The sequence below is a fragment of the Pseudochelatococcus lubricantis genome (assembly GCF_011762225.1).
In the GTDB taxonomy this organism is placed as follows: Bacteria; Pseudomonadota; Alphaproteobacteria; order Rhizobiales; family Beijerinckiaceae; genus Pseudochelatococcus; species Pseudochelatococcus lubricantis.
In genome coordinates, this window is sequence record NZ_JAASQI010000003.1 from 473,349 (window position 1) to 491,708 (window position 18,360).

Consider the following 18,360-nt stretch of genomic DNA (forward strand, 5'->3'; position numbering starts at 1 on the left):
TCATGACCAGCGCACAAGGGAACGGCCAGACGCCGCGGAACGGCCACGTTCTGCGTAACCGCACTTTCGACGAAATCGCGGTGGGTGATGAAGCATCGCTGACGCGCACCGTGGGGCGCGACGATATAGACCTGTTCGCCGCCGTTTCGGGAGACGTCAACCCCGCCCACCTCGACAGCGCCTTCGCAGCCACAGGGCTGTTCGGCCACGTGGTCGCGCACGGCATGTGGACGGCGGCGCTGATCTCGGCGCTGCTCGGCACGCGGCTCCCCGGCCCGGGCACGGTCTATCTCGGCCAGAACCTGCGGTTCGTGAAGCCGGTGAGCCTCGGCGACACCATCACCGCGACCGTGGTGGTGACCGAGAAGCGGCCCGACAAGCACTTCGTCATTCTCGACACGCGCTGCTTCAACCAGCATGGCGACGAGGTGCTGACCGGCACGGCGACGGTCATCGCGCCCGACCGCAAGGTGGAATGGCCTCAGAAGCCGTTGCCGGAAATTTCGGTGCAGCGGCACGACCTGTTCGAGAGCTTCGTCGCGCGCGCGAAGCAGGGAACGGCGCTGCGCACCGCCATCGTGCATCCGTGCACGGCGGATTCGCTCGCCGCCGCGGTGGAGGTGCGCGCGGAAGGGATCATCGAGCCCGTGCTTGTCGGACCGGAGGCGCGCATCCGCCAGATCGCGGAAGCCGCCGGCATCGTGCTCGACGGCCTGCCGATCGAGTCCGCGCCCCACAGCCACGCCGCCGCCGCCCGGGCCGTGGAACTCGTGGCCGCCGGCAGGGTGGATGCGCTGATGAAGGGCAGCCTGCATACCGACGAGTTGCTTACCGTCGTGCTGGCGCACGGCAGCAACCTGCGGACGGAACGGCGCGTCAGCCACGTCTACGCCATGGACGTGCCCGCCTACGACAAGCCGCTGATCGTCACCGACGCCGCCATCAACATCCGGCCGACGCTCGCGCACAAGCGCGACATCTGCCAGAACGCCATCGACTTCCTGCATTCCGTCGGTGTGGAGGAACCGCTGGTGGCGGCACTGGCAGCCGTCGAGAAGGTCAACGACAAGATGCCGGCCACGCTGGAGGCGGCGGCGCTGACCGTGATGGCGCTGCGCGGGCAGATCGTCGGCGGCAAGGTTGACGGGCCGCTCGCGTTCGACAACGCCATCAACCGCGACGCCGCGAGCGCCAAGGGCATCGTCTCCCCCGTCGCAGGACAGGCGGACATTCTGCTGGTGCCCGATCTCGAAGCCGGCAACATGCTGGCGCGGCAACTCGTCTATTTCGCCCATGCGGACGCCGCCGGGCTCGTGCTCGGCGCGCGGGTGCCGATCATCCTGACAAGCCGCGCGGATTCGCTGCGCGCACGAATCGCCTCCGCGGCACTCGCCAAGCTGACATTCACGCATTCCATCGCGCGATAGAGCCTGTCAGCGCTTCACGGAAACGGTTTGCGTTTTCCGGTGCGACGCCAGCGTGCCTCCGTTGAAAGCGGAAGCACGCCGGCGTTTACTTTTGGTGGAAGGGCTCAGCCGCGTCACGCAGGCGGCAGGAAATTCACCTCGTGCCGGGCGGCGATGCGCACGACTTCTTCGGGGTCGGCAACGTTGTGGATTTGCGTGAACAGTTCCCACAGCCGGGCCGTCGGTGAAACCCAGAACAGGGCCTTCGCCGTCTGCCCCGACTTGTTGAAGATGCCATGCGGAACGTTGCGGGGCAGCCGGATCAGGTCGCCGGCGGTCGCGGCCGCCGGTTGACCGTCGAGCACGATGTCGTAGCGGCCCTCCAGCACGTAGATGAACTCGTCCTGCGTGGTATGAATGTGCGGCGGCACGAAAGTGCCGGCCGGAAACGTCGCATGCCAGGAGAACGACTCGTCCGTCCGGGTCTTGGGCACGTAGGTCTGGCCCAGAATGTTCCACACGATATCGTCGATGGACTCGTCCGCCTTCGTCACGCCTGCTGTCAGTATCGTCATGTCTGTCTCCGTGCTGGGGTTGAGGTGAGGAAAACTTGTCCGGCGCCGCTCACTTGGCGCGGTTGACCTGCGTTCTGTCGAAGCCGGCCGTCGTCGCGTAGCCGCGCACGATGGCGCGCCGCTCCTCCAGGCTGATGAGGGTGTCGAGATCGTCGCAGCCCTCGGGCGCACGGCGTTCCACCTCGTCGATGACACCCTCGGGGCCGCCCTGGCGGTTGAGCCGCACGATCTCCGCCGTCGCGGGCAGGCGCGCTTCGGCATATGACACCAGCGCCTCACGCGGATCGGTGGCCGCCGCCAGCGCATCCGCGAGCACGCGCGCGTCGATGATGGCCTGGCTCGCGCCGTTCGAACCCACGGGATACATGGGATGGGCGGCGTCACCCAGCAGCGTCACGCGGCCCTGCGTCCAGAAGGGCAGCGGATCGCGGTCGCACATGGGATATTTATAGAAGGCAGGCGTCGCACGCACGAGCGCCTCAAGGTCGGTGACCGCCACACCGAAACGGCGCACATGCGGCATCAGCTCCTCGTGGGTGCCCTGCTGGTTCCAGTCCTCGCGCGGCGGTGTCGGGGTGCCGTCGCTCGCAGTGCGGTAGTTGACGACCCAGTTGATGAGAACCTTGCCGGGCGTGGCGCTCCTCGCGATCGGATAGAGCACCAGCTTGTAGGTGAAGCCGCCGGCGATCAGCATCGTACGCCCGTCGAGGAAGGCGTCGCTCTCCACGGCACCGCGCCACATCAACACGCCGTTCCAGCGAATGCCGGCCTCACCCGGATGCAGTTGCCGGCGAATGGCCGAATGAATGCCATCTGCGGCGATCAACACGTCAGCGCGCGCCGAGGGAATGGCGGCAGAGGGCGCGAAATGGGCGGTAACCCCTTCCGCATCCTGCGAGAAGCCCGTGCAGGGCTGGCCGACATGCACAGCGTCCGCGCCCAGCCGCGCGACGACCGCATCATAAAGCAACTTCTGCAGATGTCCCCGATGGATCGAGAACTGCGGCACGTCGTAGCCCGCATCGATGCCGCGCGGCTCGCGCCAGATCTCCTGTCCGGTCCGCGTGGTGTAGATCAGCTCGCGCGTGCGAATGCCTACGCTGTCGAGCGCAGGCAGAAGACCCAGTTCGGCAAGCTGGCTGATGGCATGCGGCAACACGTTGATGCCCACGCCCAGTTCGCGTATCTGCGATGCGGCCTCGTGTACCTCGCACTCGATGCCGCGCGCGTGCAACATCAGGGCTGTCGTCAACCCGCCAATGCCGCCTCCGATGATGAGAGCTTTCATGTCTGGTTCCCCGTTATTGAAGGCTGATCGTTTGCCGCCAGCCAGTTGAAGGGCGCGCCCGCCGGATCGAGCAGCGCCTCGATAACGTCGAAGTGGTGCCGGCCCGCGATCTCGACGGCTTCCGTCCAGGCGCCGAGCCCGTGCCAGATATTGGCGAGCAGCAGGTTCTGGCGCCGGAACTCAGGCAGTTCGCCGCCACCCGCGCAGCACATCAGCCGCGCCCCCGGCCGGGGTGCGAGCAGCGCCGGGCTTTCGGTAGCAGCTTCGCCGGCGTCGAGCCGCAGGGCGGCATTCATGTGGGTGTTGACGAGCGGCCGCAAGTCGTGCACGCCGCTGATCGACAACACGCGCGTAATGCGCGCGGCCGTTGCGGGAGCAATCGGCGCATCCGCGCACAGCATGCGCGTGACGAGATGCCCGCCCGCCGAGTGGCCGCAAAGGCGGATAGGCCCTTCGCAAGTCCCGGCCAGATGATCGACGAAACGGGCGATCTCGCGGGTGATGCCGGCGATGCGCGCCCCCGGGCAGAGCGTGTAGCTCGGCAAGGCGACACGGAAGCCCGCCGCGACGAGCGCCGCCGCGAGATGCGACCACACGGACTTGTCGAAGGCCCTCCAGTATCCGCCATGCACGAAAACGGCGGTGCCACGGGCCGTCCGCCCCTCGGGAAGGAAGAGATCGTAGCGGTGGCGGGGGCCGTCGGCATAGGCGATGTCGAGCTGCGCGCGCCCGCTCGCCGCCATGCCGGCGCGAAACGTTTCCGCCTGTTCCTGCCAGCGCGCCGCCCAACGCGGTGCGTCGCCGATGGCAAGCACATTGTCGTAGGCCGCATCGATATCCGCAAGGGGGCCGCCGCCCGGTTGCCAGAGCGGGGCGTTCGTCATTCCCGCGTATCCTTCGCGGTTTCGGCTGCAAGCTTGCGCAGCGAGAAACGTTGCAGCTTGCCCGATTCCGTTTTCGGCAGCGTGTCGACGAATTCGATGGCGCGCGGATACTTGTAGGGAGCGAGATCCTGTTTGACGTGGTCCTGCAGGGTCTTGCGCAGCGTGTCGTCGCCGACATGGCCCTCGCGCAGGACGACGTAGGCCTTGACGACGCTGCCGCGTTCGGGATCCGGCGCGGCGACGACGCCGCATTCCAGCACGGCCTCGTGTGCCAGCAGGCTCGCCTCGACTTCCGGCCCACCGATATTGTAGCCGGCGGAGACGATCATGTCGTCGCTGCGCGCCTGGTACCGGAAGTAGCCGTCCTCGTCGCGAATGTAGGTATCCCCGGTAATGTTCCAGCCGTGCTGGACGTAGTTCACCTGGCGCGGATCGTCGAGATAGCGGCAGCCGATGGGGCCGCGCACCGCGAGGCGGCCGGGCGTACCGTTCGGCACGGGGCCGCCCGCGTCGTCGACCACCTGCGCCTCATAGCCCGGAACGGGCTTGCCGGTGCAGCCGGGGCGAACGCCCTCCTCGCGCGCGGAGATGAAGATGTGCAGCAGCTCGGTGCTGCCGATGCCGTCGAGCAGCGTCAGGCCGGTCGCTTCCTTCCATGCATTGAAGGTCGGCAGCGGCAACGCCTCACCGGCGGAGACACACTTGCGCAGCGACGACAGGTCGTATTCCCCGATCCGGGCGAGGATCGCGCGGTAAGCGGTGGGCGCGGTGAAGCAGACGGTCGGCCGGTACTCGCCGATCGCACGCGCCAGGTCGTCGGGCGCGGTCTTCGCCGGCAGCACGGTGGAGGCGCCGATGCGGAAGGGAAACAGCACCAGCCCGCCGAGGCCGAAGGTGAACGCCAGCGGCGGGGAGCCGATGAAGCTGTCGTCCGGATCGGCGCGCAGGATCTCCTTCGCGTAGCAGTCGCAGATGACAAGCAGGTCGCGCTGGTAATGGATGGTGGCCTTCGGCACGCCGGTGGTGCCGGAGGTGAAGCCGAGCAGGCAGGGATCGTCGGCGAAAGTGTTCACGGCCTCGAATGCATCCGGGACGCCATCGAGCAGGCTGCCGAGTTCGCCGCCCAGGTTGCCCGACCACGTCACCACCCGCTTGAGAAAGGCATTGCCGCTCGCCGCCGCGGCCAGTTCCGTGATCAGCGTTTCGTCGGAGAACGCCAGCGCGATCTGCGCCTTGTCGATGATCGGCACGAGTTCCTTAGCGCGCAGCAGCGGCATGGTGGCGACGACGATGCCGCCCGCCTTGATGACGGCGAGGTAGAGCGCCACCATGGTAGGCGTGTTGGCCGCGCGCAGCAGCACCCGGTTGCCCGGCACGAGGCCGAGCTTGCCCACGAGCACGTTGGCCAGACGGTTGATGATGCGCGCGAGGTCGTCGTAGCTCCAGTGGACGCCCGGCCCGCGGACGGCGAGCCGCCCTCCCCGGCCCTCGCGCACATGCTTGTCGACGATTTCGGCGACGGCATTGAGGCGCTCGGGATAGTTCAGCCGGTCGAGATTGATGAATGCCGGCTGCAGTTCCGGCGGCGGCAGACGGTCGAGAACGAAGGTATCGACATGAGACGTGGGGCGGGAAGTGGCGCGCCCGCCCGGCGCGGCATCGGCTTGTGACATCTCAATCTCCTCTGGTATCTGTCGGCCATGCGGCCCGGGCGCCCGTCGCGCACCCCCTGCTCCGCATCGCTCCCCGTTTCACGCTTTCCCCGCTCCGTTCCACGATCTGCCGGGCAGTTGCGGTCATCCCCTGCGTCGCCATTTTATTTTATAGTTGAAGCATTTCGACATGACTGTGCTCCGCTCTCCCGCCATGGGTCATACTTGCAGGAACTGCTCCTTGATCTTCGGTGTGCAGCGCAGCTCGTCGCTGGTGCCCGTCCAGACGATGCGGCCCTTCTCGATCACGACGTGGCGGTCGGCGAAGCGGCTCAACGCATCGACATTCTTGTCGATGACGAGGATGGCCTCGCCCGCGTCCCGGATGGCGCGCAGGCAGGCCCAGATTTCATCCCGGATCAGCGGCGCGAGGCCCTCGGTCGCCTCGTCCAGCACAACGAGGCGCGGATTCGTCATCAATGCCCTGCCGATGGCGAGCATCTGCTGCTCGCCGCCGGAGAGCTGGTTGCCCATGTTGCGCCGCCGCTCCTTGAGGCGCGGGAACAGGGCGTAGACCTTCTCCAGCGTCCAGCGCGGCGCGCGCCCCGCGCCGCCATTGGCCGCGCCGCGCGCGGTCGCGACCAGGTTTTCCTCCACGCTGAGCGTGGGAAATATCTGCCGCCCCTCCGGCACCAGCCCGAGACCCCGCCGCGCGATCTGGAACGGCGGCTTGCCGGCGACGTCCTCACCATCGATGAGGATGCGCCCCGCCTTCGGCGGCAGCAGGCCGAAGATCGACTTGATCGTCGTCGTCTTTCCCATGCCGTTGCGTCCGAGCAGCGTCACGACCTCGCCCGCGTTGACGCTGAACGCGACGCCGAACAGGATGCGGGAATCGCCGTAGGCGTTTTCCAGCCCTTCGATTCTCAACATCGCCTATCTCCCCCCGCCTGCTGCAGCGGCTTCCGGTGCCTTGTCCGCCTGTTCGTCGCCAAGGTATGCGGCGCGCACCTCCGGATGCGCCCGCACCTCGGCGGGCGGCCCGGAAGCGATGACCTTGCCGTAAACCAGCACGCTGATACGATCCGCGAGCGAGAAGACGGCATCCATGTCGTGCTCGATGAGGATCAGCGTGTGCGTCTGTTTCAATGCGCGCATCAGCTCGACCAGTACCGCGGATTCCTCGTGGCTGGTGCCCGCAAGCGGTTCGTCGAGCAGCAGCATCCGCGCGCCGGTGGCAAGCGCCACCGCGATTTCGAGCTGGCGCTTCTCGCCGTGCGACAGCGTGCCCGCCCGCCGATGGGCGCGGTCCTCCAGGCCGAGACGCGCGAGCACGGCCATGGCTTCGTCGTTCAGCTTCCGGTCGCGCGCGACGGGGGCGAAGAACCGGAAGCTCGATCCCGACCGCGCCTGCACGGCAATGGCGACGTTTTCCAGCGCCGTGAAGCCGTCGAGCAGCGCCGTGATCTGGAAGGAGCGTGCCAGCCCCCGCCGCACCCGCTGATGCATGGGCAGGCGCGTGATATCCTCCCCGGCGAAGACGACCTTGCCGCCGTTGCTCGGCAACCGGCCGGAAAGCTGGTGAATGAGCGTCGTCTTGCCGGCGCCATTGGGGCCGATGATGACGTGCAGCTCCCGCTCGGGAATATCGAGACTGACGTTGTCCGTCACGACGAGCGCGCCGTAGGTCTTCGACAGGTTGCGGACGGAAAGCAGGGCGCCGGTTTCAGCCATGATGCGCGCCCCCCAGCAGCCGCTTCACAAGCCCGCCCACGCCGCCCTTGCTGAACAGCACGACGAGCAGCAAAATCAGGCCGAAGCCGAGCTTCCAGTGCTGCGAGAACGACGACAGCCATTCCTCCAGCAGGATGAAGGCGGCGGCGCCCGCGATCGGCCCGGCGAGCGTCCCCATGCCGCCGAGCACCACCATGACGATCAGCTCGCCCGAACGCTGCCAGCTCATGTAGGCGGGCGAGACGAACTCCACCTGGTTGGCAAGCAGCACGCCCGCCAGCGCCGCGATCGAGCCGGCGATGACATAGGCCGTGAGCTGATACGGAGAGGGCGAGAAGCCGATGGCCTGCATGCGGACCGCGTTATCGCGCGTGCCGCGCAGCACCCGCCCGAAGCGCGAGGCGATCAGCATGCGCGCCAGCAGGAACGCCCCCACCAGTACCGCGAGTACCGTATAGAACATCACGAGATTATTTTCGAGCAGCGGCATCCCCAGCACGGTCGAGCGGGCGGGAAGCGTATAGCCGTCGTCACCGCCAAAAGCCGACAGCGAGATCATCAGGAAGTACAGCATCTGCCCGAAGGCCAGCGTGATCATGATGAAATAGACCCCGCGCGTGCGCAGGCTGATCGCCCCCGTCACCAGCGCGAACAACGCGGCGACCGCTACCGCGACGAGGCTCTGCACCAGCAGATCGTTCACGCCATAGGCATTCAGGATTGCGACCGCATAGGCGCCGATGCCGACGAACGCGGCGTGGCCGAAGGATACCAGCGCCCCGAAGCCCAGGATGAGATCGAGCGACAGCGCGGCCAAGGCGAAGATCATGATGCGCGTCGCGACCACCAGCACGAAGGCATCGCCCGTGACGAGGGTCAGCAGCGGCAACGCGGCAAGGATGGCGAACATGGCGAGCGCGGCGAAGCCCGCCGTGCGGAACGACACCCTGACTTCCGCGAGATGGGCCGGCGCGATGTTGGTCGTCGAGCTGTTCATCGCACCGCCCCCCGCACAGGAAACAGGCCCATGGGCCGGAAGAGCAGCACCGCCGCCATCAGGATGTAGATCAGCATCGGTGCCAGCGCGCGCCCGGTTTGCGAGGCCGCCGAGGGATCGAGCATCGTGCGCAGCAGGATCGGCCCGAAGGTGCGCCCCACCGTATCGACCACACCGACGAGGATGGCGGCGATAAACGCCCCGCGCACAGACCCGACGCCGCCGATGACGATGACGACGAAGGTGAGGATCAGCACGGAATCGCCCATACCCGGCTCAACGGACAGGATCGGCGCGACCAGCGCCCCCGCGAGCCCCGCCAGCATCGCACCGAGGCCAAAGACGACCGTGAACAGCCGGCGGATGTCGACACCCAGCGCCGAGACCATCGGCGCGTTGGACGCCCCCGCCCGCAGCAGCATGCCGACCCGGGTGAAGTTGACCAGTACATACAGGCCCGCCGCCGTCGCGAGCCCCGCCGCGATGATGACGAGGCGGTACAGCGGATAGCGCACGTTGCCGAACAACTGCACCGATCCGGTCAGCGCCTCCGGCACGGGCACGCTGAGGGGCGCCGCCCCCCAGATGACCTTGACGCTTTCGTTGAGGATGAGGATCAGGCCGAACGTCGCCAGCACCTGATCGAGATGGTCGCGCTCGTACAGCCGGCGGAACACCAGCAGTTCCAGAACGATGCCAAGCAGAAGCGCGGCCGGCAGCGCCAGCAGCAGCCCGAGCACGAAGGAGCCGGTGAGCGCCACGAAGGTCGCGGCGAAATAGGCGCCGACCATGTAAAGAACGCCGTGCGACAGGTTGATCAGATCCATGATGCCAAAGATCAGCGTCAACCCTGCTGCCACAAGGAACAGCATGATGCCGAACTGCACGCCGTTAAGCGCCTGAAGCAGAAAGAGATTCAACATTTCGGATAACAGGCCTCTCATCATGGCCCTGCTGCCAGCGCAATCTGTGGGCTGGAAGGGCGAGACGCGAACGCCGGTTCGTCTGCAGCGCGCTGCGCGAATACAGGCAACCCGGCAGCCGGGGCACGGCATCAGCCGCAGCCCGGCACCCGAAATACCGTTACATCTTGCAGCGGGATGCGTAGTTATCCTGATAATCGTCGAATATCTTCTCAACGACCTCGGTTGCATACTTTCCGTCCGGCCGCTTGACCACCTTCACCAGATAGAAATCCTGGATCGGGAAATGGTTGGGGCCGAACCGGAAATCGCCGCGCAGGGACTCGAACGGTGTTTTTTCGAGCGCCTCCCGCAGCTTGGCCTTGTCGGTTACGTTGCCGCCGGTGGCTTTCACGGCCGCATCGATGAGCAGCGCGGCGTCGTAGGCCTGAATGGCGTAAGTCGCGGGAACGTTGCCGAACTTCGCCTCGTACGCCTTCACGAAGTCGCGCGACTGCGCATTGTCGTAGTTCTGCGCCCAGTTCGCGCCGCCGAGGAAGCCGAGAGCGGCGTCCTGCTGGGCGGGCAGCGTGCTCTCATCCACGGTAAAGGCAGACAGGAACGGAATGCCTTCGAGGCCGGCCTGCCGGTACTGCTTCACGAGATTGACGCCCATGCCCCCCGGCATGAACGCATAGACGGCATCGGGCTGATCGGCGGCGATCTGCGCCAGCTCCGCCGAAAAATCGAGCTGCCCCAGCGGTGTGAAGATCTCGTTTGTCACCTCACCCTTGTAGGAGTGCTTGAAGCCTGCGAGCGCATCCTTGCCGGCCTGATAGTTGGGCGCTATCAGGAACAGGCGCTTGTAGCCCTGGTTCTCGGCATACTTGCCAAGCACTTCGTGGATCTGGTCATTCTGGTAGGAAGTGACGAAGAGATCGGGATTGCATTCGGCGCCCGCGAGGTTGGACGTGCCCGCATTGGTGCTGATGAGGAATGCGCCGCCTGCGGTGACGGGTTTGACGATCGCGCCGAGGACGTTGGAAAAGATCGGCCCGACGACGAAATCCACCTTCTCCCGCTCGACAAGCTCGCGCGCCTTGCTGACCGCCACGTCCGGCTTCTGCTCATCGTCGACGACGATGATCTCCGCATCGAGCCCGCCGAACTTGTTCCCCAGCTTCTCGGCCGCCAGCAGGAAGCCGTCGCGCGATTGCTCGCCGAGCACGGCAGCAGGGCCGCTCAGCGTGTAGAGCAGGCCGATCTTGATCTTGCCCTCCGCTGCCCAGGCAGCCGGGGACACAATGCATGATGTGGCTACACAGGCGGAGGCAACCAGCCCCGCAGTCCTTTTCCGGATTGACAACATTCCCGTTCCCCTGACTGGGGACGACCTCCGGCTGAGACCGGAATACCGTTGGCACCGCCCGGGTGCCGGAAAGCCGCCCTCGTTCTCTTCTGGCTTGGTGCGCACACCGTCCGGAAACCCCACCCGCGGCGGCGGCGCTGTTTTTTCGAGGCTCTCTTTGTGCCCTTAGAAATTATTTTACACATAAACCATTTGGCCGCAACAGCCCATTTCCTGCCATTGCGCGATTTCCGCCCAAAGCTGCGCCATACTGTGCACGATGTTGCTTCAACGGCCGCCGCCGACGCATGAGATGGTATGCAACCATATGGAATATCGACGTTTCCTGTTGCATAGCATAAATGCATTGTCTCGTTCCGGCGGCGGATTTTCCGCTTCGTCGACACGGCCGACGGCCCGCGCCAGCAGCAGATTTGCATCATATGCGGCGGGGTACAAGCGCAGGGTTTCCAGCACCCCTCATCCGGAGGGACCGGGCGGCAGCGCTTATACCGCGACATCCACGCCTGCCGTCAGTTGAAGGTTCTCGCCGCCGTCATTCCGGACGGGTGATGGTGGAGGCAGGCGCGGTTCGTTGCCTGAACGGCGTTCGCGGCAACTTCAGCGTCATGTAGGATTGCGGTTCATCGGTGACGGTGAAGCCGAGACGGGCGTAGACGCCATGGGCATCCACAGTGCGCAGCAGCCAGTTGCCGACATTCGCGAGATCGGGATGGCCGACCGCCCGGCGCGCCAGTTCGACGCCCAGTCCCTGGCCGCGATGGCGCGATGTGATGAACACATCCCGCAGGTAGGCGAACATGGCGCCGTCCGTCACCACGCGGCAGAACCCCACCAGAGTGCCCGCGGCGTCATAGGCGCCGAAGGGAAGCGAACAGCGCACGGCCTGCGTGAGGCGCCCGATTTCGAGATCGCGCGCCCAGTAGGCCTCCTGCCGCATCGCCTCGTGCAGTATCTCTATATCCAGATACTGCCGGTCGGTGCTAATCCGGTAATCGCCGAAATTCCACGTATAGACGTCCGTTTCATAAGGCATGAGCTGCATTGTCGTCCCCGCGGTCTTGCGCACTCACGGCTTGTGGAAAGGAGTGCGCGGGCCTCACCCGAGCGCCTGGCTGGCGAGCGCGTAGGTGATCGCCTTTCCTGCCGCCACGCCCGGAGCCGGGTTGCGGCGCATGGCGAGGCCGCTGTCGACGCGGACAAGCCCCCAGCCCGCCAGTGCGGCGGAAAGGCCGCTCGTTTCGGGAACATCGAGGCGGATGAAATCACCGGGCGCGTCGTGGCATAGCCCCCCGATCAGCGCCAGCGCATCTTCATGTCGCGTTGCAACAACGGGGCCGACGACGAGCCCCCGGCCGAACGCACGGCGCACGGCAAAGCCCGTGACGCTGCCATGGCGCTCCAAGACGTTCACCTGCCCGCATGCAAACAGGGCGCCGATCAGCGCCGCGCGCATGGCGCCGAACGCCTGCGCGTCGAGCGCCGCGATCGCCGCCATGTCGCCGGTGCAGGCCGGACGAAGCCCCTCGCCCACCGGCGCGAAATCGTCCGGCGGCGATACGTTGCCCTGATGCTGGAAGATGGTGCCCGTAGCGGTGAAGCCCAGCTTCTCGTAGAGCGGGCGGCCATCCGGCGTGGCGACGAGGCGCAGTTCCCGCCCGGCCGCAAGGGCCATCGCCGCTTCCATGACCTTGCGGCCCACGCCGCGCCCGCGCATGGCGGCGTCGACGATGATCATGTTGACCGTGGCCACGCTCTCGCCGAACGGCGTCACGCAGGTCGTGCCGACAACCGCCTCGCCGGAAAGCGCCACCTTGCCCGATCCGAGTTGCAGGACGAAGCGCCAGTCCTCCAGCCGGTGCGGCCAGCCCGCCGCGCGAGAGAGCCGCAGCGCCTCCGGCAGGTGCGCTTCCGTCATATCGGCGATGCGAAGGAGGTCGGCAGTGGAATCGGCGGTCGTGGACATGGTGGCCATCTGCTCGGGTTGCCTGTGTTCTCGGTCCGGATAAGAAATCGCCGGATCAGAAATCGCCGGGTCTGGCGCGGCCGGCGGCGAATCGGTCGAGGCGGAACTGCATCGGGTCCTCGCTGGTCCGGCTGCCCGTCACCAGCTCGGCCATGAAGGCGCCCGCGCCCGTGCCGAGCCCGAAGCCGTGGCCGCTGAAGCCGGCGGCGACGTAGAAGCCGGGCAGCGCGTCAACCGCCGACATCACGGGAATGCCGTCCGGCGTACTGTCGACATACCCCGCCCAGGTGCTGCCGACTGGTACGTCCGCCAGCGGCGGCAACAGGCGGCGCGCCCGCTCCAGAATGGTCGCCACCGCGCGCCCGTCCGGCTTGGGGTCGAGAATGCGGGTATGCTCCATCGGCGTTGGCGCGTCCATGCGCCACAGACGGCGGCTTTCGTGACCCGCGCGCCAGCCCTGCAGCGACCCCAGCGACAACACGCGCCGGTTCTTGACGAACATCGGGATGAAGTGCCGCGCATAATGCAGCGCCTGCGGCGTCGGATCGACGGCGGCATAGCCTGATATCGCCAGCGTACGGCCGCCGTCGCCGCGCTCCGTCAACGAGATCATGGACGTGTGCATGGCGGGTGGCAACGCGCCGCCGCCGGGTTCCAGCCGCACGATCGGCACCCGCACCGTCGCCTGCGGCATGTCGATGCCGTGCTGCAGGCAGAAGGATGAGGCCCACGCGCCCCCGGCCAATACGACAGTGGAGGTGCGGATGACGCCCTTTTCCGTAATGACGCCGCTCACGCGCCCGGCCGTGCGCTCCAGCCCCCGCGCGGCGCAGCCCTGCACGACATGCCCGCCCAGCTTCATGACGCCGCGCGCGATGACGGGCGCGGCCCGCGCCGTGTCGGCGATGCCGTCGTGGGGCGAGAACACGCCGCCCTTCCATGTCCGCCCGGTGGCGCTGCCGCGCGCGGTCGCCGCCGCGCTGTCGAGCATAAAGGTCTCGACATCGCGCGTGACGGCGAAGTCGCGCCACCGTGCCCACCTGTCCAGTTCTTCCTCGTCGTTGGACAGGTACAGCAGGCCGCAGCGGCGGAAGCCCACGCTTTCGCCGATATCTTCCGCCAGCGCGTCCCACAGCGCCAGGCTGCGGACCGCCATCGGCAGCTCGCGCGCATCGCGGTTCTGCTGGCGGCACCAGCCCCAGTTGCGGCTGGACTGCTCGGCGCCGACAAGGCCCTTTTCCAGCACGCAGACGGATATCCCGCGCCGTGCCAGATGATAGGCGGTGCAGACGCCGATGATGCCCCCGCCGATCACCACGACATCGGCCGTTTCGGGCAGGCGGTTCGGGGTGTCGACCCCGATCAGCGGCACGGACAGCATGCTTTCCCTCCTGCCGCGCACGTCACTGGATGCGATCCAGAAAACGGTAATACGCCCCGACGATCGGCAGGAACCACGGCTTGCCGAAGTAGCCGGGAATGGCGTTCCAGGGCAATCCCTTCATGGGGTTGCGGTCGCCCTGGCCGAGAATTGTCTCGGCGAGAATCGTGCCCATCAGCGACGACATCTGAGCCCCGTGACCGGAATAGCCCATCGCGAACAGCAGGCCTTCGGCCTCCCCGGCGCGCGGAAAGCGATCCTGCGTCATGTCGACGAGGCCGCCCCAGCAGTAGTCGATGCCGACGTTCGCCAGATGGGGAAAGTAGCGCACCATGGATTCGCGCAGTATTTCGCCCGCCCGGGCATCCGCCTTCGCGTCGGAGCCGCTGAACTGCGCGCGGCCGCCGAAGATCAGCCGATTGTCGGGAGACAGGCGGAAATAGTTGCCGATGTTGAGCGAGGTGACATAGGTGCGCAGACCCGGCAGCGTCGCCGCCGCCTCCGCCTCGCTCAGCGGACGGGTGGCGACGATGAAGCTGCCCATGGGCACGATGCGCCGGCGGAACCAGCCGAACGGGCCGGAGGTGTAGGCCCCCGTCGCCAGAATGACCTTGTTCGCCGTTAGCTCGCCGCGCGGCGTCGTCAACGCCCAGCCTTCGCCCGCCCGCTTGCGCGCGGTGACGGGCGCCCGCTCGAAAACCTGCGCGCCGTGGCGGGCGGCGGCATCGGCGAGCCCGTTGACGTAACGGCCCATGTGCACCATGGCGCTCTTCTTCTGCAGCATGCCGCCGAAGAAGGCGTCCGAGCCGATCTCGCGCGCCAGATCGCCGCGCGACAGCAGTTCGGTATCCGGATCGACGCTGCCGTGCAGCACTTCGTAGTTTCTGGCGATGCTCTCGTAATGGGCTGGCTTCGAGGCGAGCTTCAGCTTGCCGGAGCGCCGAAAGTCGCAGTCGATCCTCTCCTCCTGCACGATGTGCCCGATGAGATCGACGGAAGCGTCGAACGCTTTGTAGAGCGCCGCCGCCCGCTCCGCGCCCAGATGCTCCTTAGCGGCGATGAAGCTGTGTGCGATGCCGTTGTTGAGATGGCCGCCGTTGCGGCCGGAGCCGCCGTAACCCACGTGCTGCGCCTCCAGCACGGCGACGCTGCGGCCGGCCTTCGCCAGCACGCGAGCCGCCGCCAGCCCCGTGAAGCCACCGCCTATGACGGCGACGTCGAACTGACCCGCGACCGGCCCCTTCGCTCCGGCGTCGAACGGCGGAGCGGTATCATGCCAGTACGATTTGAGCTGCATTGCGTTCAACCTTTCCTGCAACCGGCCCCGTCCGTGTCGGCTGCGGTCATTTCCTGCGCGAACCAGAGTACGCGCCCCGCATCGCGATGATTGCCGCAATGCCTCCCGGAATCGCAGAATGTTGTGTTTCGGGAGGCGGGTTCGGCATGGCGTTGCGGAAGGTCAATCCAGCGCGTTCAACACGGCGGCTGTGATCTCCTCCGTGCGGTGCCGGCCGGGAACCGCGCCGATGCCGGCGGCCGTCGTCCGCTCGATGGCGGCGATCACGCGCTCCGCCGCTTCCGTCTCGCCCAGATGCTCCAGCAACATCGCCCCGGACCAGATGGCCGCGACGGGATTGGCGATGCCGAGGTGGGCGATGTCCGGCGCGGAGCCGTGGACCGGCTCGAACATGGACGGCGCCGTGCGCGCGGGATTGATGTTGGCGGAGGCCGCAAAGCCGAGCCCGCCCTGGATGGCCGCGCCGAGATCGGTGAGGATGTCGCCAAACAGGTTCGATGCCACCACGACGTCCAGCGTTTCCGGCGCCATCACGAAACGGGCGGCGATGGCGTCGATGTGGTAGCTCGTGACCTCTACATCGGGATACTCCGCCGCGAGTTCCCGTGTCACCTCGTCCCAGAACACCATCGAGTATTTCTGCGCGTTCGACTTGGTGACGGACGCGAGCCTGCCGCGCCGCCGCCGCGCCTGCTCGAAGCCGAAGCGCAGGATGCGCTCGACGCCGCGGCGCGTGAAGATGGCGGTCTCCACGGCGACCTCGGCATCCGTGCCCTGATGCACGCGCCCGCCGGCGCCGCTGTACTCGCCCTCGGTGTTCTCGCGAATGCAGAGGATGTCGAAGCCTTCCTTGCGCAGCGGCCCCTCCACGCCCGGCAGCAGGCGGTGCGGGCGGATGTTGGCGTACTGGTCGAAGGCCTTGCGGATCGGCAACAGCAGCCCGTGCAGCGACACCGAGTCCGGCACCTTCGCCGGCCAGCCCACCGCCCCGAGCAGGATGGCGTCGAACCGGCGCAGGGTCTCTATGCCGTCCTCCGGCATCATGCGGCCGGTTTCGAGATACCTGTCGCACGACCAGTCGAAAATTTCGCTATCGAGCCCGAAACCGCCCTGTCCGGCGGCCCGCTGCAGCACCTGCCACGCGGCTTCGGTCACGGCCACGCCAATCCCGTCTCCGGGCACGAGTGCGACAGAATGGGTCTTCATCCGTTGTTTCCCTGTGGTTACGGCGGTTACGCGACCGCGGCGAGCGCCGCGGGAGGCGCTTTCGGTTGTGATTCCAGCATGGCACGCGCCATCGTGCGGAATCGTCCGAACATGCCGCGTTCTCGAAATAATGTGCGGCGGGAGGCCGTTAAAATGGCGTCATCTCTCCTCCCGCGCCGTTAACGTTGCAGGCAGCAGGATGAAGGGACAATCCATGGACATGTTGAAAGACAAATCGTTGTTCGTCGAGGCCGCGCTGGTGGGCGGCCAGTGGATCGCCGCCGGCGAGGGAGAGACGGTCGCGGTCTCGAACCCGGCGACCGGCCGGCAGCTCGGCGTCGTGCCCGCCCTTGGCACGGCGCAGACGCGCGCCGCCATCGCGGCCGCCGCCCGCGCCTTTCCGGCCTGGCGGCGTCGCACCAGTGCCGAGCGTGCCGCCGTCCTGGAGCGCTGGCACGCGCTCGTCGCGGAAAACGCCGACGACCTGGCCCGCATCCTGACGCTGGAACAGGGCAAGCCGCTGGCGGAGGCGCGCGGGGAAATCGGCTATGGCAACAGCTTCATCAAGTGGTTCGCGGAGGAAGCGCGCCGCGTCGGCGGACAGACGATTCCCTCCCCCACCGCTGACCGGCGAATCGTGGTCACCAAAGAGCCGGTGGGCGTTTGCGCCATCATCACCCCGTGGAATTTCCCCACCGCGATGATTACCCGCAAGGTGGCGCCCGCGCTCGCGGCGGGCTGCACGGTGGTGATCAAGCCGTCGGAGTTCACGCCCTACTCGGCGCTGGCGCTGGCCGTGCTGGCGGAACGCGCCGGCGTGCCCGCGGGCGTCATCAACGTCGTTACCGGCCTGCCGCAGGAGATCGGCTCGGAACTCACCGCGAGCCCGTTGGTGCGCAAGCTTTCCTTCACCGGCTCCACGCGGGTCGGCTCCTTCCTGATGCGCGAATGCGCCGGCACGGTGAAGCGGCTGAGCCTCGAACTCGGCGGCAACGCGCCCCTGATCGTGTTCGACGATGCCGATCTCGATCTGGCCGTCGAAGGGGCAATGGCCTCGAAGTTCCGCAATGGTGGCCAGACCTGCGTCTGCGCCAACCGCATTCTGGTGCAGGCCGGCGTCTACGACGCCTTCAGCGAGAAGCTTGCCGCCCGCGCTTCCGCGCTGAAGGTCGGCGACGGCCTCGATGCCGCGACGGACATCGGCCCCATGATCAATACGGCGGCGGTCACCAAGATTCGCCAGCACATCGCCGATGCGCTGGAAAAGGGAGCCTCCATCGCCTCGAACGCAGCGGAACCGCCGCAGGGCGAGCAGTATGTCGTGCCCGTCGTGCTGCGCAACGCCACCACCGACATGCTGCTGGCGCAGGAGGAAACCTTCGGCCCCGTGGCGCCGCTTTTCCGCTTCGAGACCGAGGAGGAGGCCGTCGCCGTCGCCAACGGCACGCCCTTCGGCCTCGCCTCCTACTTCTTCACGCGCGATCTCGCCCGCGCGTGGCGGGTGTCGGAGGCGCTGGAGTTCGGTATGGTGGGGCTGAACACGGGCATGATATCGACCGAGGTCGCCCCCTTCGGCGGCGTGAAGCAGTCGGGTCTTGGCCGCGAGGGCGCACAGGTCGGCATCGAGGAATATCTGGAGCTGAAGACGCTGCACATCGGCGGGCTGTCGGCATAAGCCCACCCGCGCTCAAAACAAGCAAAGG

General features: G+C 67.0%; 16 protein-coding genes. 2 read left to right on the forward strand and 14 right to left on the reverse strand.

The genetic code is table 11. The features are described 5' to 3' along the window. The first annotated feature begins 2 nt into the window (after positions 1-2). On the forward strand, positions 3-1,427 hold the full coding sequence (locus tag FHS82_RS08990) for a bifunctional enoyl-CoA hydratase/phosphate acetyltransferase (RefSeq protein WP_166951152.1): 1,425 nt from the start codon (positions 3-5) through the stop codon (positions 1,425-1,427). 113 nt (positions 1,428-1,540) lie between these two features. On the opposite strand, the gene FHS82_RS08995 is transcribed toward FHS82_RS08990, so the two are convergent. From FHS82_RS08995 to FHS82_RS09060, 14 genes are all read right to left on the reverse strand, one after another. Beyond that, positions 1,541-1,981 carry a cupin domain-containing protein gene (locus FHS82_RS08995; protein ID WP_166951154.1) on the reverse strand — a complete coding sequence of 147 codons (441 nt, stop codon included), beginning with the start codon at positions 1,979-1,981 and terminating at the stop codon, positions 1,541-1,543. Positions 1,982-2,030: 49 nt separating this feature from the next. Next, entirely contained in the window at positions 2,031-3,269 is a 1,239-nt protein-coding gene (locus tag FHS82_RS09000; protein WP_166951156.1) for a flavin-dependent oxidoreductase, read from the reverse strand. Continuing rightward, complete coding sequence (locus tag FHS82_RS09005; RefSeq protein ID WP_246225203.1) at positions 3,266-4,153, reverse strand: alpha/beta hydrolase; 888 nt, start codon at positions 4,151-4,153, stop codon at positions 3,266-3,268. The genes FHS82_RS09000 and FHS82_RS09005 overlap by 4 nt, the downstream gene beginning before the upstream one ends. Further along, positions 4,150-5,826, reverse strand: a complete 1,677-nt coding sequence (locus FHS82_RS09010; protein ID WP_166951159.1) for a benzoate-CoA ligase family protein — start codon at positions 5,824-5,826, stop codon at positions 4,150-4,152. The genes FHS82_RS09005 and FHS82_RS09010 overlap by 4 nt, the downstream gene beginning before the upstream one ends. Before the next feature lie 198 nt (positions 5,827-6,024). After that, complete coding sequence (locus FHS82_RS09015; RefSeq protein ID WP_166951161.1) at positions 6,025-6,738, reverse strand: ABC transporter ATP-binding protein; 714 nt, start codon at positions 6,736-6,738, stop codon at positions 6,025-6,027. Between the two features lie 3 nt (positions 6,739-6,741). Further along, positions 6,742-7,539 (reverse strand): ABC transporter ATP-binding protein, encoded by a 798-nt coding sequence (locus tag FHS82_RS09020; protein WP_166951163.1) that lies wholly within the window; start codon positions 7,537-7,539, stop codon positions 6,742-6,744. Further along, positions 7,532-8,536, reverse strand: coding sequence for a branched-chain amino acid ABC transporter permease (locus FHS82_RS09025; protein WP_166951165.1), 1,005 nt, complete (start codon positions 8,534-8,536; stop codon positions 7,532-7,534). Before FHS82_RS09025 ends, FHS82_RS09020 begins: the two co-directional genes overlap by 8 nt. Further along, complete coding sequence (locus FHS82_RS09030) at positions 8,533-9,459, reverse strand: branched-chain amino acid ABC transporter permease (RefSeq protein ID WP_166951167.1); 927 nt, start codon at positions 9,457-9,459, stop codon at positions 8,533-8,535. The genes FHS82_RS09025 and FHS82_RS09030 overlap by 4 nt, the downstream gene beginning before the upstream one ends. A 160-nt stretch (positions 9,460-9,619) precedes the next feature. Further along, positions 9,620-10,807 carry an ABC transporter substrate-binding protein gene (locus FHS82_RS09035; RefSeq protein WP_166951169.1) on the reverse strand — a complete coding sequence of 396 codons (1,188 nt, stop codon included), beginning with the start codon at positions 10,805-10,807 and terminating at the stop codon, positions 9,620-9,622. 535 nt (positions 10,808-11,342) lie between these two features. After that, entirely contained in the window at positions 11,343-11,843 is a 501-nt protein-coding gene (locus tag FHS82_RS09040; RefSeq protein WP_166951171.1) for a GNAT family N-acetyltransferase, read from the reverse strand. Positions 11,844-11,906: 63 nt separating this feature from the next. Further along, positions 11,907-12,773 carry a GNAT family N-acetyltransferase gene (locus FHS82_RS09045; protein WP_246225205.1) on the reverse strand — a complete coding sequence of 289 codons (867 nt, stop codon included), beginning with the start codon at positions 12,771-12,773 and terminating at the stop codon, positions 11,907-11,909. A gap of 55 nt (positions 12,774-12,828) precedes the next feature. Beyond that, positions 12,829-14,151, reverse strand: coding sequence for an NAD(P)/FAD-dependent oxidoreductase (locus tag FHS82_RS09050; RefSeq protein WP_377700220.1), 1,323 nt, complete (start codon positions 14,149-14,151; stop codon positions 12,829-12,831). A gap of 25 nt (positions 14,152-14,176) precedes the next feature. After that, positions 14,177-15,451 carry an NAD(P)/FAD-dependent oxidoreductase gene (locus tag FHS82_RS09055; protein ID WP_166951175.1) on the reverse strand — a complete coding sequence of 425 codons (1,275 nt, stop codon included), beginning with the start codon at positions 15,449-15,451 and terminating at the stop codon, positions 14,177-14,179. Positions 15,452-15,613: 162 nt separating this feature from the next. Next, positions 15,614-16,657: a tartrate dehydrogenase gene (locus FHS82_RS09060; RefSeq protein ID WP_166951178.1), complete on the reverse strand. Its 1,044-nt coding sequence runs from the start codon at positions 16,655-16,657 to the stop codon at positions 15,614-15,616. A 214-nt stretch (positions 16,658-16,871) separates the two neighbouring features. Here FHS82_RS09060 and FHS82_RS09065 point away from each other — a divergent pair, with 214 nt between their 5' ends. Then, positions 16,872-18,332 (forward strand): NAD-dependent succinate-semialdehyde dehydrogenase, encoded by a 1,461-nt coding sequence (locus FHS82_RS09065; RefSeq protein WP_166951180.1) that lies wholly within the window; start codon positions 16,872-16,874, stop codon positions 18,330-18,332. Positions 18,333-18,360: the final 28 nt, after the last annotated feature.